The sequence below is a fragment of the Paenibacillus lignilyticus genome (assembly GCF_017942085.1).
Classification (GTDB): domain Bacteria; phylum Bacillota; class Bacilli; order Paenibacillales; family Paenibacillaceae; genus Paenibacillus_Z; species Paenibacillus_Z lignilyticus.
Map to the genome: position 1 here is coordinate 38,720 of NZ_JAGKSP010000015.1, position 23,014 is coordinate 61,733.

Consider the following 23,014-nt stretch of genomic DNA (forward strand, 5'->3'; position numbering starts at 1 on the left):
ATGATCAGCATATTGCTTGCAGATGACCATCCGTCGGTCCGAGAAGGGACCATTCATATGCTTGAAAGGGAAAGCGATATGTCTATCACTGCCGTATCTTCGGGAACGGAAGTACTGGAGATGTTTAAACAGGCCACGTTTGACGTCCTGCTGCTTGATCTGATCATGCCCGGCATGAACGGTCTTGAGGTAGCCCGCAGCATCAGCGAACAAAATCTCGATGTAAAAATACTCATCTATACCGGTTACGATATTGAACCTCATTTTAATTTATTGATAGAGAACGGGGTTTCCGGATTTATCAGCAAATTGTCGACCCGAGAGCAAATGATCCAATCTTTGAGATGCGCCGTGAACGGGGAGGCGTTGATCCCGATAAGGCTTCTTAAGCAGCTCAGAAGAACCGACATCCAGGTTCTGCACGCCAAAGGGGAGAAATCGCTTGATCGCATTTCGATCAGCCCTAAGGAACAGAGCATCCTAAACGAAATTGCCAGCGGAAAAAGCAATAAAGAGCTGGCCGAGATTTTTTTCATGAGCCAGCGTACGATCGAGTATCATTTGACCCGCATCTTCGAGAAGTTGAATGTGAGCTCTAGAGGGGAAGCCATTGCAGAAGCGCAGCGGCTTGGATTGATTTCCGGTTTGGACTTGCGGTAAAGGACTTGCGGTGTGCGTATACGGCACCGCTTTTTATATGCGGTAATTTGCGGACACATTGGCGTTCAAGAACTGGAAACGGATTACATATCCTTAAGATTATACAGCTGCTTATACGGCAGCTAAGGATGTGTTGTCTTGATCGCGAATACGATCTTGCTGTTGCGAAACAGGCGGGATTGCCTAGACCGCAACGTCTATCCGAACTACATTCATGGTTGGGTGTACAACGAAATCCGCAATACGCCGGTCGGCCATTACTATCATGAAGCGCAGACAGCCCCTTTCGCGATTAAGGAAATCCAGAAAGATCGTGATGGCACACTTATGCTCCATTTCATATTTTTTGACGTAAAGGTGATGCTGATATTCTTCCGTCAAGTCGAGAAGGGAAAGGTAGTCCGGTTAGGTCAGGATTATTATTTGGTTGAAGACATCCTCTTGCACCATGATGATCACCCGAAGGCGGGAATCGTCAGCTATGATCTCTTTTACAGCCTTCCTATTGCCGAAAGCATAGAACTGAACTTTCAATATACGGCGTTCAACAGCGGACGTACAACAGTGACGCTGCCGTTCCCGGACAAAATCGTGAACAGCCTCCTGAACAAGTGGAATGAAGCGGCGCCAGAGCCGATTGAATTTACTTCGGAGTTTAAAAAATGCCTGGTATCCGGCCTATTGATTGACTCCCATCACATTCATTCCGTGACCTATCCGATTCGCAAGGACGTTTCCTTGAACGCCTTCTCCGGAAAGGTAGTATTTCGTAATGCGCACGAAGTTGGCAGCTTGAGGGGAATGCTTAATCGGCTGCTTCATTTTTCGCACTATTCCGGCATTGGCTGGAAGTGTTCGTTCGGTATGGGACGCGTGAATCTGAACCCTAACTCGCTGAAGCAAGCATTCGGGGAGAGGAGGCTGCTTCTATGAGCAGCTACAGGAACCTTCAGATCACATTTACGTTAAGCACGGAAATGATTATTCCCGACCATCCGATTGGCTTTGATGCGCTGCTAATGAAGGCGTTAGCCTTGAAGGAGAACCGCTCGCCGGAACAAGGCGAGGGCATTACTTCTTCGCCCGAGCTGCCGATTGAACGACATCAGGGCTCTTCGCTGTATTTGGCTAGCGTAGGGTTTACCCGTTCAGATGGAAGAAATGTGCAATTTTATACGAAACGCTATGCTGGCGACCTCCCGGAGGACCTCGATATAAGCGGAGGCTATTTCAAGGCGTACCACCGGAGCATCTATACGCTGGCTTGTCCGGCGGAGGTCACTTTCTATTGCCGGGGAGTACGGTCCGCGATACGGGAGCTGACCGCATTAATCCCTGCTTTGGGAGCGAAACGCTCGCAAGGATATGGAAAGGTGGCAAGCGTTCAAGTTGAAGAAATCAAGGAAGACCGAAGCTGGATTTATCGAAATGAACCGATGAGGGCCATTCCCATCCGATATTACGAGGATAAATTGCAGCAGTGGTATTATGCGTTCACATCGCCGGTTCCTCCGGGTTTCGCTCCGGAATCAAAGGAAGTTTGTTACTTGCCGCGCCCGAGTTCATGGCTTCATATTACTGCTGGCAGCGTTCAGGAGCAGAGCAAGCAATATGCGGATTCAACCGGAGCTGCGTCATTCAAGAAGAAAAAAAGCTTGCGAAAAATATGGAGTGATCGGAGCAATGAAGGATAACCTTATCTACTCGGGGCATCTGACGAAGATCAAGTCCAAAGGGCTGGAGAAGACCGGCTGGTTTCAGCCCGATCAGGGCTCGCCGTTCCGTATCCGTGCAAGAGCGCTCCCGACCGGTTTCTGGAATCTTAGTATTGAGGGACTGTACACGACGGAGTCTGTATTTATCATCAATCGTTACCGGCTCCTTGCGCCGATCTCCGAGCTGCTGCCGAGCCATTTCGCATCCGGACATCCCAATGCTTTTCAACGCATGTCTACTCATCTTGACGACAATATCCGGACGCTCATCGAATGCCCGGAGTTGTTGGACCTATGGACGGCCGGCGACAAACAGGCATGCCTTCTAATAAAGAATAGCCTGATTGAGCAGTACACCGTTCCGAATCTTCTGAATTACCTGCAGCGGTTCGAGCTCTCTCGCAAAATCCTTCACGAGATCTGCGATACGCTGGGTTTTTCGGCCATTGATTTCATTGAAGGGCAGCCTTATCTATTGAACCGTGTCCCATCCGTTCCCTTCCGGGTTGCCGATATGCTTGCGCTGGAAGCCGGGATCGCGGCGAACAGTTCCTACCGAATCGGGGCGGCCGTCCAATATGTGTATATGCAGTATCTAAACGGGGGAAGCAGTTACATTAGCGGCGACGAATTCGTGAATAGGGTCAATGCCTTATTGGGGAAGTCGCTGCCGAAGGATAACATACGCCTCGAAATCGAACGATTTGCGCAGGAGCAGGATCATGAGCTCATTTGCAGAGGCAATCTGTTTTTCGACCGGCATTTATATTTTGCGGAAATTCAAATTGCGCAGCGATTAGCCGACCTGATCTCGTGCCCTGTATCGAAGCCGGGGGACTTAAGCGGCACGATTCGGAACTTGAGCGGCGCTGGCCGGCTTCCGGAGCTGGACGAGGATCAACATGAGGGGATCGAACAATTTTTCGAACACCCGGTTCTTCTCGTTCGCGGAGAAGCAGGCACGGGAAAAAGCAGCTGGATCGCGTATCTGTTAATTGTATTGCAGACCCTGCTGCCGGGCATTCACATCAAGCTGGCTGCTCCCACGGGAAAAGCCGCGAGACAGCTGGAAGCGGTGACCGGCCATCCGGCCCAAACCATTCATTCGCTGCTGGGGAAGGGAAGAGAGAAAACCAGCCGCATTTGGTTTCACCATAAGAGAAATCCGCTGAATGCGGACGTGTTAGTTATTGACGAAGCCAGCATGGTCAACGAATATCTATGGCGCGACTTGCTCTGGTCCGTGGAGCGCGGGACGAGGCTGGTCTTCGTCGGCGATCCTAACCAGCTGGAGCCGATCGGTCCGGGGCGTCCGTTCCTGGATATGATTTCCCTTGGATTCCCTACAGTCACATTACAACGAAATTATAGAAACGACAGCGCGATCCTTTCGCTCGCGCGAGCCGTCCTTCTGGGAGAAGTCGATTCTTCGCATTTGGAAGCAGCGGGCATTCAGACGATTCCCACTGAATCTGTAGAGGAAACCAAAGAAACCATCGTCAGGCTGTACCTGGATAAAGCTAAGCAGTACCCGGTCATTACCATGTACAGGGAACAATATAGTCTCGGTACAGACCGTTTGAACGAATATATGAAGCAGCGGATCAACCCGGTGCGCATGGCAGAAGGAATGGGGGAAGGGGATCCCGTCATTCAAATAACCAATACATCAAGAGCGGACAATGGCGAAGTAGGTTGGATTCGATCCTTTCATCCATCCCGAAGCAGCTGTATATTATTTGAGCCGGATAAAGAGGTGCTCTACACATTTCCGGAATTAATGAGCGAAATGGAGCTTGCCTATGCCATTACAACGGCTAAGACACAAGGTAGTCAGTACGAAGGAGTCATCATTCCGCTAACCGACATCGGACTTGAGATCCCTCACCGGCAGTCCATGTGGTATAAAAATTCAATATATACGGCGCTGACGAGAGCCAAGAAAGAGTTAGTGCTTATCGGAGATCCTGACATTCTGATCAACGGCGCGCAACGAAAAGGGACGCCGCGCAAAACGATGCTGGTCAAGCGAATAGAGCATGTTTTTAAAGGCTCCGGGATTCTCCCGGGCGAAAATGCCCTGCCAAAGGGATGACAGACAATTAAACCTAGAGAAGGTTCCGGTATTAATCCAGTTCCCTGCTATAAGGGATGGTTCCACCGTTATCATTCCATCAAAAGGCGGCAAAGGATTAAACAATCCCTTGCCGCCTTTTTTGCCGGTTATGCTCCCGATATTCGAGGCATCGGCATCACTTCTTTGCCAAGCTCCGCCCAAATGTACTTGAGCATAAGATTGGACTTCAACGCTGCATATGCGGGGTCGTCCCATAAGTTATTTAACTCGTTCGGGTCTTCCTGCAAATCGAAGATTTCACCGTAGGTTTGATTGTAATAAACGGTGATTTTATAGCGCTCATCCACGTATGTTTTCTGATGAATCGTCGTTGGCTCATGGCGGAATTCGCATATCGCGTGATCTCGGGCGGAAGAAGAAGCGCCTTTCCATACCTGGCTTTGGTCTACTCCAGTCATCGCGGGCGGAATAGGAATACCGCTGAGCGACAGGAACGTTGGCGCCAGGTCGACGAGCGATTGAATGGCAGCGGATGTGGTTCCTGCGGGAACATGTCCCGGATAACTCACAATAAACGGCAGTCGAATCAAGTCCTCGTAATGGAAGCCGCCTTTGGCCTGCAAACCGTGCTGGCCGAAGAAATGGCCATGATCGGTTGTAAATACGACAATCGTGTTGTCTGCGATCCCCAGCTCGTCGAGTTTATCCAAAATGGTGCCGATATATTTGTCCATCAGGCTGATCATGCCGTAATAGACGGCAACAAGCTTCTTCTTGTCGTAATCGGTAAGCTTCTTTCTCTCCCCGTATTCGTAATAATGATGCGAGCGGTACCCGTGAATGCCTTTGCCGGTTTCAACCCATGGCGTGAAGTCCGGCGCATGCTCTTGGGTTAGGCCGAAATGAGGCGGGTTCTTGTCATGCTCGCCCGGCACGAGAGAAGGAATGGTGAGTGTATCCGGGTCGTACATCGTATCCCAGGGCTCCGGCGCCAAATATTCCGGATGCGGATCGAAGAAGCTGGACCAGAGGAAGAAAGGCTTGTCTTCATCGTTGTACTGCTCCATAAGCGCGTTCGTGCGCTCGGCAATCCAAGTGTTGTAATGGTATTCTTCGGGAATGGGCCATTTGTACGTAATGGCAGGATCCATATGGCCGGTTGGGGGAAGGAAGTAGTCCCGCCAATTGGTGCAGCCCTTCTCCTCCAGCCATAAGGCGTAGTGCTGACCGACATGCGCCTCGTTTGTATGGTTGCGCGTGAGCTCAACATGCTCGAAGCCATAGAAAGGACCATGGAAGCTTTTCCATTTGTCTAAGTCCTGCAAAATTTGGTAAGCCTCCACCGACGGATATTGTTCCGTTGAGGAAAGCGGCTGAAAGTGAGCTTTGCCGACAAGGGCCGTGCGATAGCCGGCAGCGCCGAAGTCCTCTCCTACGCAGTGGCGGTCTTCCAATAGCTTCGTACCAAGCGTCCATGCGCCATGCTGGCTCGGGTATTGCCCCGTAATAATGGATGCGCGGCTTGGCGTGCAAGTCGGATTCGGGCAATAGGCTCTGGTAAACGTTGTACCTGAACGAATGAGCCGATCCAGATTAGGTGTTCTTAATTCGTTATTGAAATAACCTAGCGTGTTCCAATGCTGTTGATCGCTTGTGATTAACAAAATGTTGGGTTTCTTCATAAACGACACACCTCCGTTATTAAATTGTATTGCAAAGCAAGAAGTTGTAAAATAGCGTCGTGTATGCTTTGTTTATCAATTTGTCAGGTCGGAGGGCGGGGCAGAATGGATTCTTCGGTAACAGGCGGCAATGAATCGGCTGCGTTTATCTATTACGCTTTGAATGAACTGGACAAGCAATGTTCCATCTGGCCGGTACGCGGAGGGATCACGGAGACGAAGCCGGGCTACTATGTTGGACCCAAGCGGATCGAAAGCTATAGCTTGCACATCGTGAAGGAAGGCTTTCTTCGCGTAGAGTGGGATGCAGGAAGCGCGACGTTATCCGAAGGAGATATTTTTTGCTTATTCCCCATGCGTACTTATACTTACTATGCGATTGAAGGCGAAGCTCCGCCGAAAATGAGTTGGATCGTAATTGACGGCCCATTGGCAGCCGACATGGTCGCGCTTACCGGGATCAAGATGGAGTATCCTTTCCTGCATGGCAAATGGACGAAGGAAGCGGGGCTGGCGCTCCATGATCTGCTTCATTCGATGCGTGGAGCGCACAAGGAAAACGCCATCGTGCGCTCGCTTGATATGCAAGGTTTGCTTTATCGCTACTTTGCGGCACTATGCCGGACAACGCCGAAATTATTTGCAATGGAGCCGGCGGATTGGGTGGAGCAAAGCAAGTCCTATATCCGGCAGCATGCCTCGGAAGGCATTACCGTCGAACAGGCGGCAAGGGCAGCGGGGATGAACCGTACCTATTATTCGGTCGCTTTCGCGAAGAAGGCGGGAATGCCGCCAAGCGATTTCATTACGCAGGTACGGATGGATGCCGCCAAGCGGCTCCTCGCAGAGACGGAGGCCTCCATTACGGAAATCGCGTATACGACCGGGTATTCCTCCTTATACGCGTTTACGAGAACATTTAAGAATCGTCTTTCTGTGTCGCCGACGTCCTACCGGGAAGCGATAAGGAATGAGGGAACTAGCGTTGATTTGTTTTAGAAATCGTTGCAGTTCTATATGTTCAAATTTAGACTTGTTGTCTTACACTGAAGTAGCGACTTGTTGAAAACGCATCATGCAAGTTTCTCTCCCAGTCCGAAAAACTTTGTGCGTTCATTGCTACCTACTTTAGAAATGGACAAAATAGGATGATATAGAAATTGAACAAATCAGCCATTTCATTCAAATACCGGGGATGCCCTACAATGGTATCTCCGGTTTTTTCAATTTATCATGTATCTACCCGGGAATATAGGAGAGATAGTAAATGGACATCACGATTCTGCTTGTAGACGACGAAGCGATAGATCTGGAATGGCTGCAAGTGAGGGTGAAGAATGGCGGTTATGAGGGGCTTCGAATCGCAGGAGCGGCAAAAAGCGGTTTTGCCGCGCTTGAGTTGATGGAGCGGGATAGAATCGATATCATCCTGACAGATATCAATATGCCGATCATGTCGGGCATGGAGTTCGCGAGGCGAGCGAAGGCGCTTCAGCCTGACGTGCGAATTATGTTTATCAGCGGACATGAGGATTTCAATTAGCGAAGGAAGCCATACAGCTCCAAGCCTATGAATATTTGCTGAAACCCGTGGACGATCAGGACCTGGAGGCTGCGCTGTCCGCAGTGTGCGCGCAAGTGCGGGAAGACCGCCGCAACCGTTCCTCCGCGATGGAGGCGCAGCCTTACGTGCAGCGTGAATTGCTGCTGCGCTGGTTCCGTGAGGTGTCGCCGGGACCGGCTGTGGAGCGGGTGGCTGCATTTCTGGCTCCTTATCTGAACAAAGGAATGGCAGTCGTCTTGATAGAGACGGATGATCCGGAGCGGTACGCGAAGGAGATGACGGTCGAACAGAAGCGCGCGCTCTGGCTGGACGTGGAATCCTTTCTCAGCAGCTTCGTTCAAACGGAGGGGCTTGGCGACCTCATGACCGGCTTCGATAATCGGTTTGTGCTGCTGACTTCCGGGGGGGATCATTGCGGCGCCGCGCTGGATAAAATGATCCGTGCCTTTCGAGCAGCCTTTCCGTTTACGATTACAATCGGTCTTGGCGACGATGCTTATAACGAAGAACGACTACATGAGTCGTACCGGCAAGCCGAGACGGCTCTGAGCATTAAATGGATTATGGGCAAAGACCGAGTCATCCGCGATGCTTCGTCGCGATCGATCGGCAAGCCGGCCGCGGCAGGGGTCGATAAACTTGTCGGTGAAATGTTGCAGGCCATACTCGAATACGATCTCTTGAAAATTGATGATTGTCTGCTTGCATTGTTCTGGCAAGACCATGGTCCGCTGCGCAAGAGCGAGGCCTATGATCTTATCGTACGGATCACCTCTAAGCTGCATAGCGATTTACAGCTGATGAACGAGAATTTATACCACCTGTTAAACTGGGATTCGCATCAGCCGGTTGTATTATTTGAATTCGAGACGATGAATGACATCGTGTCGTGGTTAAGAAGACGGTTCTTCGAGCTGTCCGAGCTCTTGTTCAATAAACGGCGCAAGCAGGATCGGAAGCTCATTGCCGAAATGATCACCTACATGGAGGAACATCTGTTGCAGAAAGTAACGCTGAAGGAGGCTGCTGCGAAGCTCCATTTTACGCCAAACTACCTGGGATATCTCTTTAAAGAAGAGACAGGCGTGACCTTCAGCGACTTCTTGAATGAAATCCGAATTAAGAAGGCCCGTGCCATGCTGGATAACCCGAAGCTTAAAGTGTATGAGATTGCGGAGAGTGTCGGTTACAAGAATGTCATTTACTTTAACCGCATGTTCAAGCAAGCAACCGGCATGACGCCGGGTGAGTACCGAAAGAAGAATAAAATCTAAACGGGACCAAGTCAATCAGAGGGACTAAGTCAAGCCACTTGTCGAATACATCAGTATTGAGGTGGTTAGATGGAGAAGACAGCTTATGTGTTCACCTATGTATCCACGGCCAACGCTGAAGGAAATAAGATAAGCACTGAACCATCGAGCGTCAATACAGCTGCGATGGAAGCCAAGTGGCGCGTCATTGACTACATTCTCAAGCAGGTCATCATCAAAACCGGCTGAAGGTATTCAGGCGGTTTCTTTCAGTAGGAACGATACCGGCGAAGGAGCCTCTGCAAGAAAGGAGGTAAAGCTGATGTATACCGCTGTTTACGCTCGGGTGTCGACAGGCATGCAAGCGATGGAGGGAACCAGTTTGGACGGCCAAGTGGAGCTTTGCATCAAGAAAGCCAATGAGCTCAACGTAGCTGCCGCAACTATTAAAGTGTATAAGGAAGAAGGGGTTAGCGGCGAGGATATCGACCGTCCGGCTATGAACCTGCTTAGACAAGATATCGGTGCAGGGCTTATTTCGCAGATCATCATTACGCATCCGGACAGATTGTCGCGCGATCTCACAGACAAGCTGTTCATCTGCCGCGAGTTCGAGGCCAAGCATGTGCAATTGATGTTCGTGGACACCGAATATAAAAACACGCCGGAAGGGCAGCTCTTTTTTAACCTGATCAGTGTTATTGCGCAATATGAGTTGGCTTTGATAAAGAAGAGAACTGTTCGGGGACGCTTAAAAGCAGTCGAGAAGGATAAAAAGATCATGCCGATGCGTGTCCCGCCATATGGGTATGATCGGATCGGCAGCAGTCTGGTGATCAATGAGAACGAAGCAAGGTTCGTGAAGCTCATTTATCAATGGTACGTCCATGACAACCTGACGATGAGAGAGATTGGCACTCGATTAGATGAAATGGGAGCCGAACCGAAAAGGGCAGAAAGCAAAGCATGGAATGCCAGTTCCATTCACCGGATATTGAGAAGTGAAATTTATGTCGGGAAGTATTATTACAATCGCAGATGCACTCAGAAAGTCAAAGGAGAACGAACCAAAACGGGAGCACCTAAGAAGACCTATTCTATTCGCAACGAAAGTGACTGGATTGTTGTCGAGGTGCCGGCGATCATCGATGACCGTTTATTTCAATTGGCGCAAGAGCAGCGCGTAAAGAACACTAAAGATGCCGGCAACCGGAAGTACGAGTTTTTACTTCGTTCGTTATTAAGGTGCGGGCATTGCGGCCGTAAATGGGAGGGGACTACATATTCAGGACGAATCAACAAGTCCACGGGGACAAGGGAGAAATATAAATGTTATCGATGTCCGAACCGAAATCCAAGGAGGTTTGGCAATTCGATTAAGCCTTGCCCTACACCTTCCATACGAGCTGAACTGCTTGACGATTATGTTTGGCGATTAGCGATGGAAGTGGTTGCCGATCCGATGGCGTATAGGGGGCGATTAGATAAAAACAATGAATCTGTAATTGACGAGTTCGTGATCCTGTCAGACTCCATTCAGAAGCTGCTTTCTTCAAAGGAGAAGCAAACGGATAAAATCAAAATGATGTTTAAGAAGGATTTAATCGATGAAGATGAGCTGGAGCTGGAGCTCAGATCGTTAAAGGCTGAGATGACGGAGTTGCGGCAACGGTATGCGTCATGCCAAGAACAAATGCGCGTCATGATGCTGGAAGCCTTAGCAATGAAAGAAAACCAGTTGGTTTTAGATAAAATAAATAGGTTTATTGCGAGCAAAGGAGAAAGCTTAGCGTTTGACGCTAAGAGACATATTATCCAATCATTGGTCGATGAATTGCTGATTAGGTGTGAGGATACGACTGTCCATATTACTGCTGTTGGTCATTTAGACGCGCTCTTGAGCGAGCATGGGAAAAATGAGTTTACGTCGGGTTGAGTACACAATATCAAGAAATTCGACAACACCGGCGAGGATCTGGAAGATCTCATCTCGATCGGCACGATCGGGCTCATTAAAGCCATTGAAAGCTTCCAGACGGGAAAAGGGACGAAATTGGCGACATTTGCGGCTCGTTGCATTGAAAATGAAATTTTGATGCATTTGCGCTCATTGAAGAAGACGCGCAAGGATGTTTCCCTCCATGATCCGATCGGAACGGATAAGGAAGGCAACGAAATCACCTTAATCGATATCCTCGGCACGGAAGCCGATGACGTAGCGGAGAAAGTGCAGCTCAAAATCGAGAAAAGCAAGATCTATAAAAATTTAGATATATTGGATGACCGAGAGAAGGAAGTCGTCGTCGGCCGATTCGGCCTGATCGCAGGCGGCGAGGAACGGACGCAGCGGGAAATCGCGAAGGAGCTCGGCATCTCGCGTTCATATGTGTCGCGCATTGAGAAGCGGGCGCTGATGAAGCTGTATCATGAGTTTTATAAGGCGAAGAAGTGAAAGTCCAAGGAGCGGATGTCATTTTGACATTACGCTTTTTTTGTTTGAATCTCGTAATACTGTGGCAGGACTCAAGGACTAGGCAACATTTGTCGAATGAGCTTCGTTGAATAAATGACAGTTGCGATTGCGGAATCGCTATTACATTGAACTGCGGAGTTGACTCTATGTCTTTAAAAACCAGAAAATTTGTTCTAACCTATCTGCTGCTAGGGCTTACTGTTCTTTGCTGCATGTTGACCATTCAAACTTATCATAGCCGATTGCCCTTCGTCGCACGATTGTTCTACAGTGGCGGGAGCGTGGCCAGCACCGCTGATTTAAGACCAAGTCCTGCCGAACCTCATGGCACGTACTATAAAGATCACGTGATTGTGCTCATGTATCATGAAGTCATGAAGAAGCCGCACGATGCCGGCGCGTTATCCGTGGTTAAGTTCAAGCGCCAGCTTGAATTAATGAAGGCTAACAATTTTCATTGGATCACGATGGATCAGTACCGAGGATTCATTTTGCGGGGAGACCGGGTTCCGGAAAATGCGGTGCTGCTCACGTTCGACGACGGCTATGAATCTTTCTATCAGGATGTCTATCCGATCCTGCGCAAGTATAAAGCACCCGCAACCAACTTTCTAATCGTCAGCTCGGTGGGTAATCCTAGGCATGCCGGGGTTCCCAAACTGAATTGGGATCAGGTAAAGGAGATGAGCCGGACCGGCATTTCATTCTACAGCCATTCCTTCGATTCTCATCGCTATGTGCCAAGGGATGCGAAGGGCAAGCAATTAATTGCTGCGTTGACCGGACCGATTTATTTGAAAGATAAGGGCAGAAGGGAGACGAAGAAGGAATACATGCAGCGGGTAAAAGCTGATTTGGAGCAAGCGAATCTCGTTTTGGAGGAGAAGCTCGGCAACTCGAACCACGTGCTTGCTTTCCCGTACGGCGCGTTCTCCAAGCCATTGCTGGATATTTGCGCACAACTGGGCATCGACGTGACGCTGACGGTCAAAGATGGACTCGACAGCCCCCACCAAACCAACGGTTTCCGTCTAAACGCCGGCGGCGCGCAGAATAATCCCGACTTGCAGGTGGCGCTTATGAAACAAGCGATGGAGCGGCTTGGACATGCCCACTTCGACCTCGCGCCGGAGCGAAAACGCGAGGCGTTATGGACATTGGCCGCGATGGTAATCGTCGCCGCGTTATTGGCGGAATCGACTTTCAAGCAGCAGCAGCAGAAACGGCGCGTGAGCAACGCTGCATAATGAGTGTGATACGGTGGGGCATGCCGCCTCATGTGCAAAGCTGCATAATGAATGTGATACGGTGCAGTATGCCGCAACCGGCATGTCTCGAATGCTAACATGCTCCCGAATGCCGCAACCAGCGTGTCTCCAATTCTAACGAATCGTACAGGTCTTATTTCATCGAATTTCGGGGTTTCGAGATTCTAAAGAATCACAGAGGTCTTATATTGGGGGAAACGGCCTCAAAATACTCGAAATCCACCAAATAAGGCTTCAACGATTCGTTAGAATTTTTTTGGCGGGGTTTTTGCTCAAATAAGGCTTGTAGGATTCGTTAGAGCATTCGGCATGCCGAATGCGGAATGCTGGATGCCGCATGCCGGATGCCGCATGCCGGATGCCGCATGCCGTATGCGGAATGCCAAACGCCGGGATCCCGAATGCCAAGCGCGCGCCGCACCCATATCACCGACTCCGCCGCCGGCCGAACCGGCTGCATGCCTCCTCGGCTGACCGAAGTCGAAATGCAACTGGTCAGCCGAGGAGCGGACTCCACTCAGAACGAAACAAACGCTTGCGTATGGTGAAGCAGATGCGACCGATCCCAGAGGTAGCGTTGCTCCTCAGTCCGAGCTGCAGCCGGTTCAGCGTTCCCATTGAGCTTCAACAGCGCTGACGCGATGAGCTCGGATCTCGCGGATCCCCATGACTCCAGCTTGCTCTGAACGTAGCCGAAGCTCTCGAGCAGCGTCTGCCCCTTCATCCGCTGAAGGGGGGAAGCCCACATCACCAAATCGCAATTCAAGTCTTTGCGAGGGATGGCGAACTCCGCTGCACCAACTGCTCCCGTATTCGTTGTGATCGCAATTAATCCACAGACATATTCGCTCTCGCGGCCCGGTGCCAGCTTATCCGCAAGCTCACTGTCAAAGCGAAAACATTCAATACGGCTAATCTTACATTGCTGCATAAACTCCAACGAATAGCCGATGACCGAATTTCTCAAATTGAGCAAAGCAATCAGCTGGGGAAGCGTATCTCGGTGATACTCGGCAGACTCATCTATCGCCGCATGGTCAGGAATCGTGTTCAGCATCATGATCCTCCAGTACACAAGTGTAGTTGTTGTATAGAAAACAAAAATGACCTTCTCCGGAATCAGAGAAGGTCATAGGAATGTAATGTCATTGATCCTCGCTCTTATCTCCCAGATTCGCCTAATAAAGCGTTCCGCAAGAATTAGCACCGTGCACTCCTTTAATAAAAAAAGGGTTGTCGGTTGCCGGGTATCATCGGGCTTGTCCCTCCACCTACTCTTGATAAGAAAAATACGTATTAAATTTTTTCCATTATGCTATATAGTCAACCAGATTGTCAAGAGGGCGATGCCTGATTCCATCCCAAACGAACGCGAATAAAACTAGGTGTTCGTTTTTCGGTAGGTACGGGGAGAGACGCCGTAACGCTTCTTAAACGATTTCGATAAGTGGAATTCATCGTAAAAGTGGAGTGCGGCAGCAATGTCCTTGACGGAAGTGTTTGTTGCTTCCAGAGAGGCTTTGGCGGATGCAAGCTTGAGCTCCAGCATGTACTGGTTTGGGGATTTCCCGGTCATCTGACGAAATTGGGAAAAGAATGCGGTCCGAGACAAACCGCTGTGACGAATGTAGTCTTCGCTTCGGAACGGCTGAGCGATGCTTCGATGCATGTGAAGCAGGATGTCCTCCAAATCGAGATTGCTATGGAGGTTAATTATTCGGTCCCCGGCAAATAAGAGCAGCAGCTCTTGGAGAATGATATTCGCCGCGTAATCGTAGCCGGTCGATTTGATGATGAGAATCTCAATGAGGCGTTCACATAACCGAATGGCCTCATTTATTTTGGCGGACGTGATCCGTTCTCCGATTGGGAGACCTAAATGATGGATCATGGCAAGCTGATCAACATGAATAAAGTAAAATTTCCAATTGTCATCAGCGCAATCATAAGAGCAGGGAAGCAGCTCTTGCACGAAGAGCAAGGTTCCCGCGGTAAGCATCGTTTCCTCATTCTCTTGAACGAATTTACCTTTTCCCTCTAAAGTAACGAATAGACCGGGTAACGTTAGGCCTTGAGGATGAACGACCTGATAGCTGTTATTGGCTTCAACCTTCCAAATTGATTTAAATTGACATGGCGGCGGAGACTGCGTTTCCGTAAGTTGATAGGGAATGTTGATATAAGCCATCTAAAAGTATAACCCCCACTGTCGCAATATGGATTCCTAGTATTTTTTGTACGATTATACATGTTTGAATGATTTTTTTCCATGGTGTGGCACGTCGTTCCCCCTTAAACTTACGTTATACAAATCGAAAGGGGCAAGCGACATGTTGGTTAAAGTAGGTTCGAGGGAATTGGAGCTTGGAGGGCCGCATTTGACGGAATTGAGAAGCTCTAACGATATTCTGCATGACGTAGATGCGATTCGTAACCGTTTGCAGGAAGACGGCTATTTGCTGCTGCGTGATTTTCATAAACGCGAAGAAGTACTGAGCGCGCGCAGACGCATTTTAGAGAAGATAGATCGCATGGGGAAGTTGAATCGCGACACACTTCTGGAAGAAGGCATCATGGCCGATGGAAGCAAGTCGATCTTCATGGGCGGCACGAACGAGGATCTGCCGGAGCTGCTGAACGTTTTAAACGGAGAGCATGTCATGCGCTTCTTTGACGGACTGATGGGAGAAAAAACGATGACCTATCACTATAAGTGGCTCCGGGCGGTAGGGAAAGGCGATTTCACCGGCGCGCACTACGATATCATCTACATGGGCAGAGGAACTCATAACCTCTATACCGTTTGGTCTCCAATCGGGGACGTGAATTATGCGATGGGAGGCCTTGCATTATGTTTGAACTCGCATAACTTTGAAGAATTAAAAGCCACCTACGGGAAAAAGGACTCGGATCGCGACGGGGTTGGCCATTATACGGATGATCCGCTCGTGATTACGGAGAAGTTCGGAGGCAAATGGGCAACGACCGAGTTCCGGGCCGGGGATGTTCTTATATTCGGAATGTTCCTCATGCATTGTTCCCTGGAGAATACGACCAATCATTATCGGCTTAGTGTGGACACCAGATATCAGTCTGCCAGCGATAAAATAGACGAGAGATGGATCGGCAAGAAGCCTAAGGGGCATTTTGCATAAGGAGTCAAATCCGGCGTTTAAGAGAGCAATTTGACGTTATCCAAATGAAAAGGACAGTCTCGATCATCCCACGGATGACGCAGAGGCTGTCCTACTTCTATATGGTCCGCGAAAGCTTCCTGAACTGCATGGCAGACATGCCTTCCCAGCGTCTGAAAATGCGGCTGAAATAGTGGAAATCCTCATAGCCGACCGCCCCCGATATCCATTCGATCGTCTGATCCGTTTCCCGCAGCAATCGTTTGGCTTCCTGATGGCGCACGGTCTGCACGAATTTATTGGGACCTACACCCATCATCGCTTTGAACTGCCGGCTCATATAATCTTCATGTACGAGCAGAAACTTCGCCATATCCGCGCTCGACCAGCGGCGGCTGCAATCGGTTCGAATCTCATGGACCAGTTCAAGCAGACGCTTCTCATATTTCGGATGCGGCGTTCCCCGCCCTTCGTTCTGCTGCCGGAGGAGCAATCCGAACAGCTGAATCATCAGCCCTTTGCACACGCTGTCGTAATCCTGCTGCCGATCATTCCATTCCAGAATGACATTTTCAACAAGGGAGATGATTCTCGGTGACACATTCGTAAGCAGCGGTTCCGTGAAAATCGGCCGATCCGCCCCCAAATAGGGCATATCGCTGAACGCACCGGGGTCCGCGTTGTACTCGTCCGCGATGATGGTATGACTGTTAGCCGCGCCATCGAAAAAGTCAAAATGGATGCCGAGCAGCTCTGCGTGCGGCTCTGTCAGCACTTCAATCCGATGATGTCGCCAAGGGGATAAGATGAGCAGACTGCCTGCCCGAACTTCAATGGTTTCGCCCTCGATCGTAGCCCTGATCTCGCCATGTTTCACATAGAGGAGCTGAAAATCATAGATGCGACGGCTCCACTTGAACGCCGGGGCTCGGTAGTGCTGCCGCGCCCAATGAATAACGGGAGAGATATCCCGTAAAGTGGTTTGCCTAATCCGAGGAAAAAGAGCGTTGTCCAATTAATCAGCACCGCCTTATACGCGAGTTCGGAAAAGTCCAAAAAACGATCTCCTTTATGTAAAGCCTTCCGGATACTGAAATGGTAACATGTAAGCGCATTCCTTAACAAGGATGAAAGGAACAGGTGATTTTGATATGAACAGCAGCCACTTATTTCAATTAACCGGAAAAGTTGCATTAATTACGGGCGGAACAGGCGGACTTGGTGTTGTGATGGCACAAACGTTGGCGGAAGCAGGAGCAGCAGTCGTCATTACGAGTCGTTCCGAGGAGAAAGCAGCAGCGATTGCCAAACAGCTATCTATCGATACAGGGACTGAAGTTATCGGCATGGCAGCGGAACTGACGGAAGCCGGCCAAGTGGAACGGCTGGTGCAAGCGGTCAAGGAGCGTTTCGGACGCATCGATATTCTCATCAACAATGCGGGAGTCAACATCCGCAAGCCTATCGACAGCTACGATGAAGCAAGCTGGGACCTGGTGATGGGCACGAATTTGAAAGCCCCATACTTGTGCATACGCGCCGTTACGCCGATCATGAAAGAGCAGCAATCCGGTCGTATTATTAACGTTGCTTCGATGCTGGGCATGGTGGGTCTGCCGGAGAGAAGTGCTTACTGCGCCAGCAAAGGCGGCGTCATTCAGTTAACCAAAGTGCTGGCGTTGGAGCTTGCGCCATTTAACATTACCGTAAACGCGCTATGCCCCGGTCCGATCGCGACCGAGCTCAACACCGTTGTGATAAACAATCCGGAAGCGAATCGCTTCTTTATCGATCAAATCGCGCTGGGGCGTTGGGGAAGGCCGGACGAAATTGCAGGACCGACATTATTTCTCGCATCCGACGCATCCAGCTTCATGACAGGCGCTTCGTTAACGGTCGATGGCGGATGGACGGCAAAATAAACCGGGTTCATCTCCCGGCCGAATAGCCGGAAAGCGGGATACGAAAGGGTGATCGGGATGCGGAAGGGTACATGCTCGTCCGCTGTCCGATCGGACAAGGAGCGGAAGGCTTTCCGGCGCTGATGGACGTATTTCGCGCCAGCCAAGCAGTTCAGACACTGTGCATGTCCATTGAAATTGGAGCATTGGAAGCAAGGCATGCAAGGGTCCTTGCCGACGATTATTGGCCGGAATACCTGGCCCGATCCGCCAGAGAGCTTGCGGAGCTGCTCCGTTTCGTTCAGCGCCATGCGAAGCCGGCCGCCGATTGGCGCACGCCGCATGAACGTGGAGAAGCGGTGGAGAACGTTGCAGCCTACGAACAGTCGCAGCTTATGTCCAGCATCGCTTATGTGAAGCAGCTGATGCACAGCCTTAACGCACTGAAACCTGAGGAGGAGGCAATGTCATGATCATCGATCTACAAGGAAAAGTAGCCATCGTTACCGGCGCCGGCAGAGGGATTGGACGCCATATTGCACTCACGCTTGCGAAGGAAGGCGTCATTACCATTGCTACGGATATTAAGCAAGAGCAGCTTGATGAGCTGGCGCTGCAATTTGCCGAGGAACAGCTTACCGGTGCGCAATTCATCTGTGATGTGAGGGATTCGGCCCGAATCGCGGAGGTAGTAGAGGAGGTACGGAACCGTTTTGGGCGAATAGATATCTTAATCAACAATGCCGGAGTGGCCAGCGGCGGCACGGTTGAGCTGCTCAAGGAAGATGTCTGGGACGCCAACATGGACATTAACATGAAAGGCACCTTTCTGATGTGCCAAGCCGTTGTCCCGATTATGAAAGCCCAAGGGGCAGGGCGCATTCTAAACGCAGCCTCCTTTGCGGCGATCGTGCCTGCCTACGGAAGCGCAGCGTATGCGTCGTCCAAAGCGGCCGTTAAACAGTTCACGCGAGTACTTGCGGGCGAGCTGGGACCTTATGATATTACCGTGAATTGTTATTCCCCGGGGATGATTCCGACGGAGATGAATCATTTTGCAGAACAACCGGAGGAGCGGCAGCAAAAGCTGCTGGACACGCTTACGCTTCGTCGCTGGGGCAGCAAGGACGATGTTGCGAACCTGATCTGTTTCCTCGCTTCCGACCTTGCCGGTTACATTACCGGTACGATGATCGACGTAAGCGGCGGCAAATTCGCGACGCAGATTCCGAGTATCGCCTATGAGGCGGCGCGGAAGGATGCACTGCGGACATGACGGCGCCACTCATTACGTTTGAAGGGAAGTCGGTCGTAGTTACGGGCGGAGCCAGAGGGATTGGCCGTGCAATTGCCAAGCGATTCCTGGCGTGCGGGGCACGGGTCATCATTGCCGATCACGACGAGAGCGGTGCGGAGACGGCGATACAGCTTGCGGATATGGGGAATGAGGTTCATTTTATCCGCTGCGATGTTTCCAAGCTGAGTGAAGTACAGTCGCTCGTAGCCGAGTCGATCCACCGATTCGGCGGTTCAATCGATGTGCTCGTCAACAATGCGGGCATCTTCCCGAGAGCAGATTTGCTGAATACCGATGAGGCGTTCTGGGATAACGTGCTCGGCATTAACCTCAAAGGCGCCTATATGCTGTGCCAAGCCGTCGTGCCGGGCATGATCGAGCGAAACAGCGGCGTCATCATCAATATTGGCTCTAACCACGCAACAGCCGGCGAGCCCGCGACGATGGCTTATGCCGTTTCCAAGGGCGGCATCGTCACGCTGACGCGAAATCTCGCAAAAGCGTTTGTGAAGCACGGCATTCGAGTGAATTGCGTGCAGCCGGGCTGGGTGGCATCGGAAGGCGAGGTCGCCAGGTGGAAAGCGAACGGCATGGATGAGGAACAGATGACGGCATTAGCCGCGCGACTGCAAACCGGCGAGGATATCGCGGATGCCGTCTTATTCATGGCCTCCGGCATGAGTAAGCAGATAAACGGCCAAGTGCTGATCGTGGACGGCGGCATTACGTTAAAGTAACTTGTAAAGCATGCAGCTGTCCGAAAATGGGATCGGGGAGGAAACGAATTTATGCGTTATCGCTACATACCGGGAACACCTTTAAACGCTGCCGTTATCTGTATGGGGACAGCCGGCTTCGGCGGCGGAATGCCCCGTGAGGATGCATTTAAACTGTTTGATCTCTACGTGGAACAAGGCGGCAATTTTATCGATACGGCGCTCGTATATGACGATTGGCTCGGCCAAGGAAGAAGCTTGACCGAAATCCGGATCGGGGAATGGCTGAAGGAACGAGGCCATCGCGACCAGCTTATTCTGGCGACAAAAGGCGCGCATCCGGAGCTTGCGACGATGCATATTCCAAGGCTCGGACGAGCGGATATCGAAGCGGATATCGACAGAAGCTTGCGTCAGCTGCAGACCGATTATATCGATCTCTACTGGCTGCATCGCGACGATGCGAATGTACCGGTCGATGAGATTATGGAGACGCTGCATGACGAAGTGAAGGCCGGCCGCATCCGCAGCATCGGATGCTCCAATTGGACGGTGGAGCGGATCAAGCAAGCCCAGCGATATGCTGCCGAGCATGGCTTAACGCCTTTTGCAGCCAGTCAGCCGCTCTGGAATCTTGCCGTATGCACGCCGGGCTCCGTAGGAGATCCGACGCTCGTGGTGATGAGCGATTCGGATCGGACTTATTTTGCCGAGACGGGGATGGCCGTTATTCCGTACTCGTCGCAGGCGAACGGCTTCTTCAGCGGCCGCTATGCAAGAGACAGGGAAGCAGGCAGCCAAGGCAGTGCGGCAGGCGTGCAGAAAATGTATTTCAATGAAGCCAGCTTTGACCGCCTGGAACGTGTACAGCAGTTAGCTGCCGAGCTCGAAACGACGAGTACGGTTATTGCGCTGTCGTATTTAACCTCGCAGCCGTTTCCCGTATTCCCGATTATCGGCGCTTCGAAGCCGGCATACGTGCTGGATAGCTGCGCTGCAAGCGAGGTTACGCTCACGCCGGCGCAACTGCGATTCTTGGAGACGGGCTCCTACGTATCCGCCGTATAACCATAGAGAATGGCTTGCAACCTGCAGTACAGGGATGCAGGCTTTTCTTGCTTATAGACACCTTTCCCGCGCTTTTCACACTAGGCTGCACCCGATATAATGGAATCATGTGTACGCGTGGAAGTGAAAGCGAAGGAGTGACTCGCAGAATGACAGCAACAGCTATGGAACCAAATGGCGTATTCCCATCGGTCTGCTCACTGGATTGTCCCGATCAGTGCGGACTTCTTGTGCATAAAGAGAATGGCCGCATTGTACGGATAGAGGGCGATCCCGAGCATCCGGTTACGCAAGGGGCGATTTGTAATAAAGTACGGAATATGACGGAACGCATCTATGATAAAGATCGTTTGCAATACCCGCTTAAGCGGATTGGTCCCAAGGGGAGCGGGCAGTTTGAACGGATTACTTGGGAAGAAGCCATCGGCACGATAACGTCCCGGTGGAAGCAGCTAATCGCAGCCGAAGGGCCGGAAGCGATTCTTCCTTACAGCTTCTATGGCAACATGGGCCGTATTGGCACGGAAGGGTTGGGCCGCCGATTCTTTAATCGGATGGGGGCGAGCAAGCTGATCTATTCGATCTGCGAGGCTGCCGGAACAGAGGGTTATGGCTACACGATGGGTGGAAGCTACGGTACGGATCCGGAGGAAACCGTCCACGCGAAGCTCATTATCATGTGGGGCATCAATGCGGTAAGCACGAATATGCACCAAGTGACGATTGCCGAGAAGGCGCGCAAGAACGGTGCGACTGTGGTTGTCATTGATGTACACCGCAATCGCACCGCGAAGTGGGCGGATTGGTTTATTCCGGTCATGCCCGGCACGGATGCGGCGCTGGCGCTCGGAATCATGCATCTATTATTCGCCGAGCAGCTTACGGATGAGTCGTTCATGGAGCAGTTTACCGTGGGCCACGAGCAGCTTCGCGAGCATGTGAAATCGTACGCACCTGAGGTAGTTTCCACCATTACAGGCGTGCCGATTGAGGATCTCTATAAGTTGGCGCGCATGTACGGCACCAGTGAAGCAGCGTTTATCCGCATCGGTAACGGCCCTCAGCATCATGATAACGGCGGCATGACGACTCGCGCCATCGCCTGTCTTCCGGCGGTGTCGGGGCAATGGCTGAAAAGAGGCGGCGGCGCGATCAAAGGAAACGGCGGTTATCTGGCGCTGAACAAGCCTGCTCTGGAACGTCCGGATTTGCGGGCCGTAAGCGGCGCGCGTGAAGTGAACATGAATCTGCTGGGCAGCGCGCTGACGGATGCGGATGGGCCGCCGATCTCTTCCTTGTATGTGTACAACTCCAATCCGGCTGTTGTAGCGCCGAGCGCTACCAAAGTAAGAGAGGGCCTATTGCGCGGGGATCTGTTTACGGTCGTGCATGATCTGTTTCTAACCGAGACGGCGGCTTATGCGGATATTGTGCTGCCGGCAACGTCCGCTTTTGAGAATACCGACTTGTACCTCTCCTATTGGCATCATTATGTGCATCTGCAGCAGCCGGTTGCAGCGCCATATGGGGAAAGCAAGTCGAATTCCGATGTGTTCAGACTGCTTGCTGCCGGCATGGGATATGAGGAAGAAGCACTTCAGGATTCCGATGATGCGATGATCGTGCAGGCGCTGAACAACCCGAATAATCCGAATTTGGCCGGGATATCGCTGCAATCGCTGCGGGAGCACGGGGCGTTGAAAGCCGATGTGAAGCCGCTGTTCCCAGGCAAGCTGCGGACGCCGAGCGGACGGATCGAGCTCTATTCCGCGGCTATGGAACGCAAAGGCTACCCGCCAATGCCGACTTACATTCCGCTTGTTGAGGATGGTCCATATCCGTTCTTATTCATTCCGACTGCCAATCATAATTTCTTGAATTCGACGTTCTCCAATAACGACAAGCATATCGCCATGGAGAAAACGCCGAAACTGCACATGAACCGGGCCGATGCACAAGCGCGAGGCATCGCGAATGGCGATGCCATTCGGGTATGGAATGACCGCGCCAGCTGCGAGCTGACAGCGGCGGTAGGCGATGATGTGCTGGCGGGTGTCGTCGTAAGCCAAGGCTTATGGGCCGACGAAGCCGGCGGCGGCAAGGCTTTGGTTAATGCGCTCACTCCGGACCGGGTGGCGGATATGGGAAGAGGAGCAACCTTCTTCTCCGGACGCGTGCAAGTCGACAAACGGTAACGAGGTGACTG

At 51.2% G+C, this 23,014-nt stretch carries 23 protein-coding genes and 1 riboswitch; of the genes, 18 read left to right on the forward strand and 5 right to left on the reverse strand.

What is annotated here, in order from left to right; genetic code table 11:
- The 4 genes from I8J30_RS25735 (at position 1) to I8J30_RS25750 (ending at position 4,470) form a co-directional block, all read left to right on the forward strand.
- Positions 1-660: a response regulator transcription factor gene (locus I8J30_RS25735; protein WP_210663032.1), complete on the forward strand. Its 660-nt coding sequence runs from the start codon at positions 1-3 to the stop codon at positions 658-660.
- A gap of 138 nt (positions 661-798) precedes the next feature.
- Positions 799-1,593: a CRISPR system precrRNA processing endoribonuclease RAMP protein Cas6 gene (cas6, locus tag I8J30_RS25740; protein WP_210663033.1), complete on the forward strand. Its 795-nt coding sequence runs from the start codon at positions 799-801 to the stop codon at positions 1,591-1,593.
- Entirely contained in the window at positions 1,590-2,354 is a 765-nt protein-coding gene (locus I8J30_RS25745) for a hypothetical protein (RefSeq protein WP_210663035.1), read from the forward strand. Before cas6 ends, I8J30_RS25745 begins: the two co-directional genes overlap by 4 nt.
- Positions 2,344-4,470: an AAA family ATPase gene (locus tag I8J30_RS25750; protein WP_210663037.1), complete on the forward strand. Its 2,127-nt coding sequence runs from the start codon at positions 2,344-2,346 to the stop codon at positions 4,468-4,470. The genes I8J30_RS25745 and I8J30_RS25750 overlap by 11 nt, the downstream gene beginning before the upstream one ends.
- A 128-nt stretch (positions 4,471-4,598) precedes the next feature.
- Here I8J30_RS25750 and I8J30_RS25755 read toward each other — a convergent pair whose 3' ends face one another.
- Positions 4,599-6,134, reverse strand: coding sequence for a sulfatase family protein (locus I8J30_RS25755; protein ID WP_210663038.1), 1,536 nt, complete (start codon positions 6,132-6,134; stop codon positions 4,599-4,601).
- Between the two features lie 105 nt (positions 6,135-6,239).
- On the opposite strand from I8J30_RS25755, the gene I8J30_RS25760 reads away from it, so the two are divergent.
- The 7 genes from I8J30_RS25760 (at position 6,240) to I8J30_RS25785 (ending at position 12,671) form a co-directional block, all read left to right on the forward strand.
- Positions 6,240-7,133, forward strand: coding sequence for a helix-turn-helix transcriptional regulator (locus I8J30_RS25760; RefSeq protein WP_210663040.1), 894 nt, complete (start codon positions 6,240-6,242; stop codon positions 7,131-7,133).
- A gap of 268 nt (positions 7,134-7,401) precedes the next feature.
- Complete coding sequence (locus I8J30_RS33305) at positions 7,402-7,677, forward strand: response regulator (RefSeq protein ID WP_240548380.1); 276 nt, start codon at positions 7,402-7,404, stop codon at positions 7,675-7,677.
- Between the two features lie 47 nt (positions 7,678-7,724).
- Positions 7,725-8,972 carry a helix-turn-helix domain-containing protein gene (locus tag I8J30_RS25765; RefSeq protein ID WP_338044948.1) on the forward strand — a complete coding sequence of 416 codons (1,248 nt, stop codon included), beginning with the start codon at positions 7,725-7,727 and terminating at the stop codon, positions 8,970-8,972.
- A 69-nt stretch (positions 8,973-9,041) separates the two neighbouring features.
- On the forward strand, positions 9,042-9,200 hold the full coding sequence (locus I8J30_RS25770) for a hypothetical protein (protein ID WP_210663042.1): 159 nt from the start codon (positions 9,042-9,044) through the stop codon (positions 9,198-9,200).
- 73 nt (positions 9,201-9,273) lie between these two features.
- The gene (locus I8J30_RS25775; RefSeq protein ID WP_210663044.1) at positions 9,274-10,887 is read left to right on the forward strand and encodes a recombinase family protein; all 1,614 of its coding nucleotides are present in this window, start codon (positions 9,274-9,276) and stop codon (positions 10,885-10,887) included.
- Positions 10,888-10,896: 9 nt separating this feature from the next.
- Complete coding sequence (gene sigK / locus I8J30_RS25780; RefSeq protein WP_091219897.1) at positions 10,897-11,403, forward strand: RNA polymerase sporulation sigma factor SigK; 507 nt, start codon at positions 10,897-10,899, stop codon at positions 11,401-11,403.
- A gap of 167 nt (positions 11,404-11,570) precedes the next feature.
- Positions 11,571-12,671 carry a polysaccharide deacetylase family protein gene (locus tag I8J30_RS25785; RefSeq protein ID WP_210663045.1) on the forward strand — a complete coding sequence of 367 codons (1,101 nt, stop codon included), beginning with the start codon at positions 11,571-11,573 and terminating at the stop codon, positions 12,669-12,671.
- Between the two features lie 316 nt (positions 12,672-12,987).
- Here I8J30_RS25785 and I8J30_RS25790 read toward each other — a convergent pair whose 3' ends face one another.
- The 3 genes from I8J30_RS25790 to I8J30_RS25800 form a co-directional block, all read right to left on the reverse strand.
- Positions 12,988-13,152: a hypothetical protein gene (locus tag I8J30_RS25790; RefSeq protein ID WP_210663047.1), complete on the reverse strand. Its 165-nt coding sequence runs from the start codon at positions 13,150-13,152 to the stop codon at positions 12,988-12,990.
- A 57-nt stretch (positions 13,153-13,209) separates the two neighbouring features.
- Complete coding sequence (locus I8J30_RS25795) at positions 13,210-13,752, reverse strand: hypothetical protein (RefSeq protein ID WP_210663050.1); 543 nt, start codon at positions 13,750-13,752, stop codon at positions 13,210-13,212.
- A gap of 98 nt (positions 13,753-13,850) precedes the next feature.
- A riboswitch (SAM riboswitch) is annotated at positions 13,851-13,979 on the reverse strand.
- 94 nt (positions 13,980-14,073) lie between these two features.
- Positions 14,074-14,880: a helix-turn-helix domain-containing protein gene (locus I8J30_RS25800; protein WP_210663052.1), complete on the reverse strand. Its 807-nt coding sequence runs from the start codon at positions 14,878-14,880 to the stop codon at positions 14,074-14,076.
- A 142-nt stretch (positions 14,881-15,022) separates the two neighbouring features.
- On the opposite strand from I8J30_RS25800, the gene I8J30_RS25805 reads away from it, so the two are divergent.
- A complete protein-coding gene (locus I8J30_RS25805) occupies positions 15,023-15,847 on the forward strand; it encodes a phytanoyl-CoA dioxygenase family protein (RefSeq protein WP_210663054.1) in 825 nt (274 codons plus the stop codon).
- Positions 15,848-15,944: 97 nt separating this feature from the next.
- Here I8J30_RS25805 and I8J30_RS25810 read toward each other — a convergent pair whose 3' ends face one another.
- Entirely contained in the window at positions 15,945-16,841 is an 897-nt protein-coding gene (locus I8J30_RS25810) for a helix-turn-helix transcriptional regulator (RefSeq protein WP_210663056.1), read from the reverse strand.
- 136 nt (positions 16,842-16,977) lie between these two features.
- Here I8J30_RS25810 and I8J30_RS25815 point away from each other — a divergent pair, with 136 nt between their 5' ends.
- From I8J30_RS25815 to I8J30_RS25840, 6 genes are all read left to right on the forward strand, one after another.
- Positions 16,978-17,748, forward strand: coding sequence for an SDR family NAD(P)-dependent oxidoreductase (locus tag I8J30_RS25815; protein ID WP_210663058.1), 771 nt, complete (start codon positions 16,978-16,980; stop codon positions 17,746-17,748).
- 71 nt (positions 17,749-17,819) lie between these two features.
- Positions 17,820-18,200, forward strand: coding sequence for a hypothetical protein (locus tag I8J30_RS25820; RefSeq protein WP_210663060.1), 381 nt, complete (start codon positions 17,820-17,822; stop codon positions 18,198-18,200).
- Positions 18,197-19,003 carry an SDR family NAD(P)-dependent oxidoreductase gene (locus I8J30_RS25825; RefSeq protein WP_210663062.1) on the forward strand — a complete coding sequence of 269 codons (807 nt, stop codon included), beginning with the start codon at positions 18,197-18,199 and terminating at the stop codon, positions 19,001-19,003. The genes I8J30_RS25820 and I8J30_RS25825 overlap by 4 nt, the downstream gene beginning before the upstream one ends.
- Positions 19,000-19,761 carry an SDR family NAD(P)-dependent oxidoreductase gene (locus I8J30_RS25830; protein ID WP_210663065.1) on the forward strand — a complete coding sequence of 254 codons (762 nt, stop codon included), beginning with the start codon at positions 19,000-19,002 and terminating at the stop codon, positions 19,759-19,761. The genes I8J30_RS25825 and I8J30_RS25830 overlap by 4 nt, the downstream gene beginning before the upstream one ends.
- A gap of 51 nt (positions 19,762-19,812) precedes the next feature.
- Positions 19,813-20,808, forward strand: a complete 996-nt coding sequence (locus I8J30_RS25835; protein ID WP_210663067.1) for an aldo/keto reductase — start codon at positions 19,813-19,815, stop codon at positions 20,806-20,808.
- Positions 20,809-20,957: 149 nt separating this feature from the next.
- Positions 20,958-23,003, forward strand: coding sequence for a molybdopterin-containing oxidoreductase family protein (locus I8J30_RS25840; RefSeq protein ID WP_210663070.1), 2,046 nt, complete (start codon positions 20,958-20,960; stop codon positions 23,001-23,003).
- The last annotated feature ends 11 nt before the right edge of the window (positions 23,004-23,014 follow it).

Coding starts and splice junctions, on each gene's coding strand:
- I8J30_RS25735 (WP_210663032.1), top strand. CDS start 1: ATGATCAGCATATTGCTTGCAGATGACCATCCGTCGGTCCGAGAAGGG.
- I8J30_RS25745 (WP_210663035.1), top strand. CDS start 1,590: ATGAGCAGCTACAGGAACCTTCAGATCACATTTACGTTAAGCACGGAA.
- I8J30_RS25750 (WP_210663037.1), top strand. CDS start 2,344: ATGAAGGATAACCTTATCTACTCGGGGCATCTGACGAAGATCAAGTCC.
- I8J30_RS25755 (WP_210663038.1), bottom strand. CDS start 6,134: ATGAAGAAACCCAACATTTTGTTAATCACAAGCGATCAACAGCATTGG.
- I8J30_RS25760 (WP_210663040.1), top strand. CDS start 6,240: ATGGATTCTTCGGTAACAGGCGGCAATGAATCGGCTGCGTTTATCTAT.
- I8J30_RS33305 (WP_240548380.1), top strand. CDS start 7,402: ATGGACATCACGATTCTGCTTGTAGACGACGAAGCGATAGATCTGGAA.
- I8J30_RS25770 (WP_210663042.1), top strand. CDS start 9,042: ATGGAGAAGACAGCTTATGTGTTCACCTATGTATCCACGGCCAACGCT.
- I8J30_RS25775 (WP_210663044.1), top strand. CDS start 9,274: ATGTATACCGCTGTTTACGCTCGGGTGTCGACAGGCATGCAAGCGATG.
- I8J30_RS25785 (WP_210663045.1), top strand. CDS start 11,571: ATGTCTTTAAAAACCAGAAAATTTGTTCTAACCTATCTGCTGCTAGGG.
- I8J30_RS25790 (WP_210663047.1), bottom strand. CDS start 13,152: ATGCAGCCGGTTCGGCCGGCGGCGGAGTCGGTGATATGGGTGCGGCGC.
- I8J30_RS25795 (WP_210663050.1), bottom strand. CDS start 13,752: ATGATGCTGAACACGATTCCTGACCATGCGGCGATAGATGAGTCTGCC.
- I8J30_RS25800 (WP_210663052.1), bottom strand. CDS start 14,880: ATGGCTTATATCAACATTCCCTATCAACTTACGGAAACGCAGTCTCCG.
- I8J30_RS25805 (WP_210663054.1), top strand. CDS start 15,023: ATGTTGGTTAAAGTAGGTTCGAGGGAATTGGAGCTTGGAGGGCCGCAT.
- I8J30_RS25815 (WP_210663058.1), top strand. CDS start 16,978: ATGAACAGCAGCCACTTATTTCAATTAACCGGAAAAGTTGCATTAATT.
- I8J30_RS25820 (WP_210663060.1), top strand. CDS start 17,820: ATGCTCGTCCGCTGTCCGATCGGACAAGGAGCGGAAGGCTTTCCGGCG.
- I8J30_RS25825 (WP_210663062.1), top strand. CDS start 18,197: ATGATCATCGATCTACAAGGAAAAGTAGCCATCGTTACCGGCGCCGGC.
- I8J30_RS25830 (WP_210663065.1), top strand. CDS start 19,000: ATGACGGCGCCACTCATTACGTTTGAAGGGAAGTCGGTCGTAGTTACG.
- I8J30_RS25835 (WP_210663067.1), top strand. CDS start 19,813: ATGCGTTATCGCTACATACCGGGAACACCTTTAAACGCTGCCGTTATC.
- I8J30_RS25840 (WP_210663070.1), top strand. CDS start 20,958: ATGACAGCAACAGCTATGGAACCAAATGGCGTATTCCCATCGGTCTGC.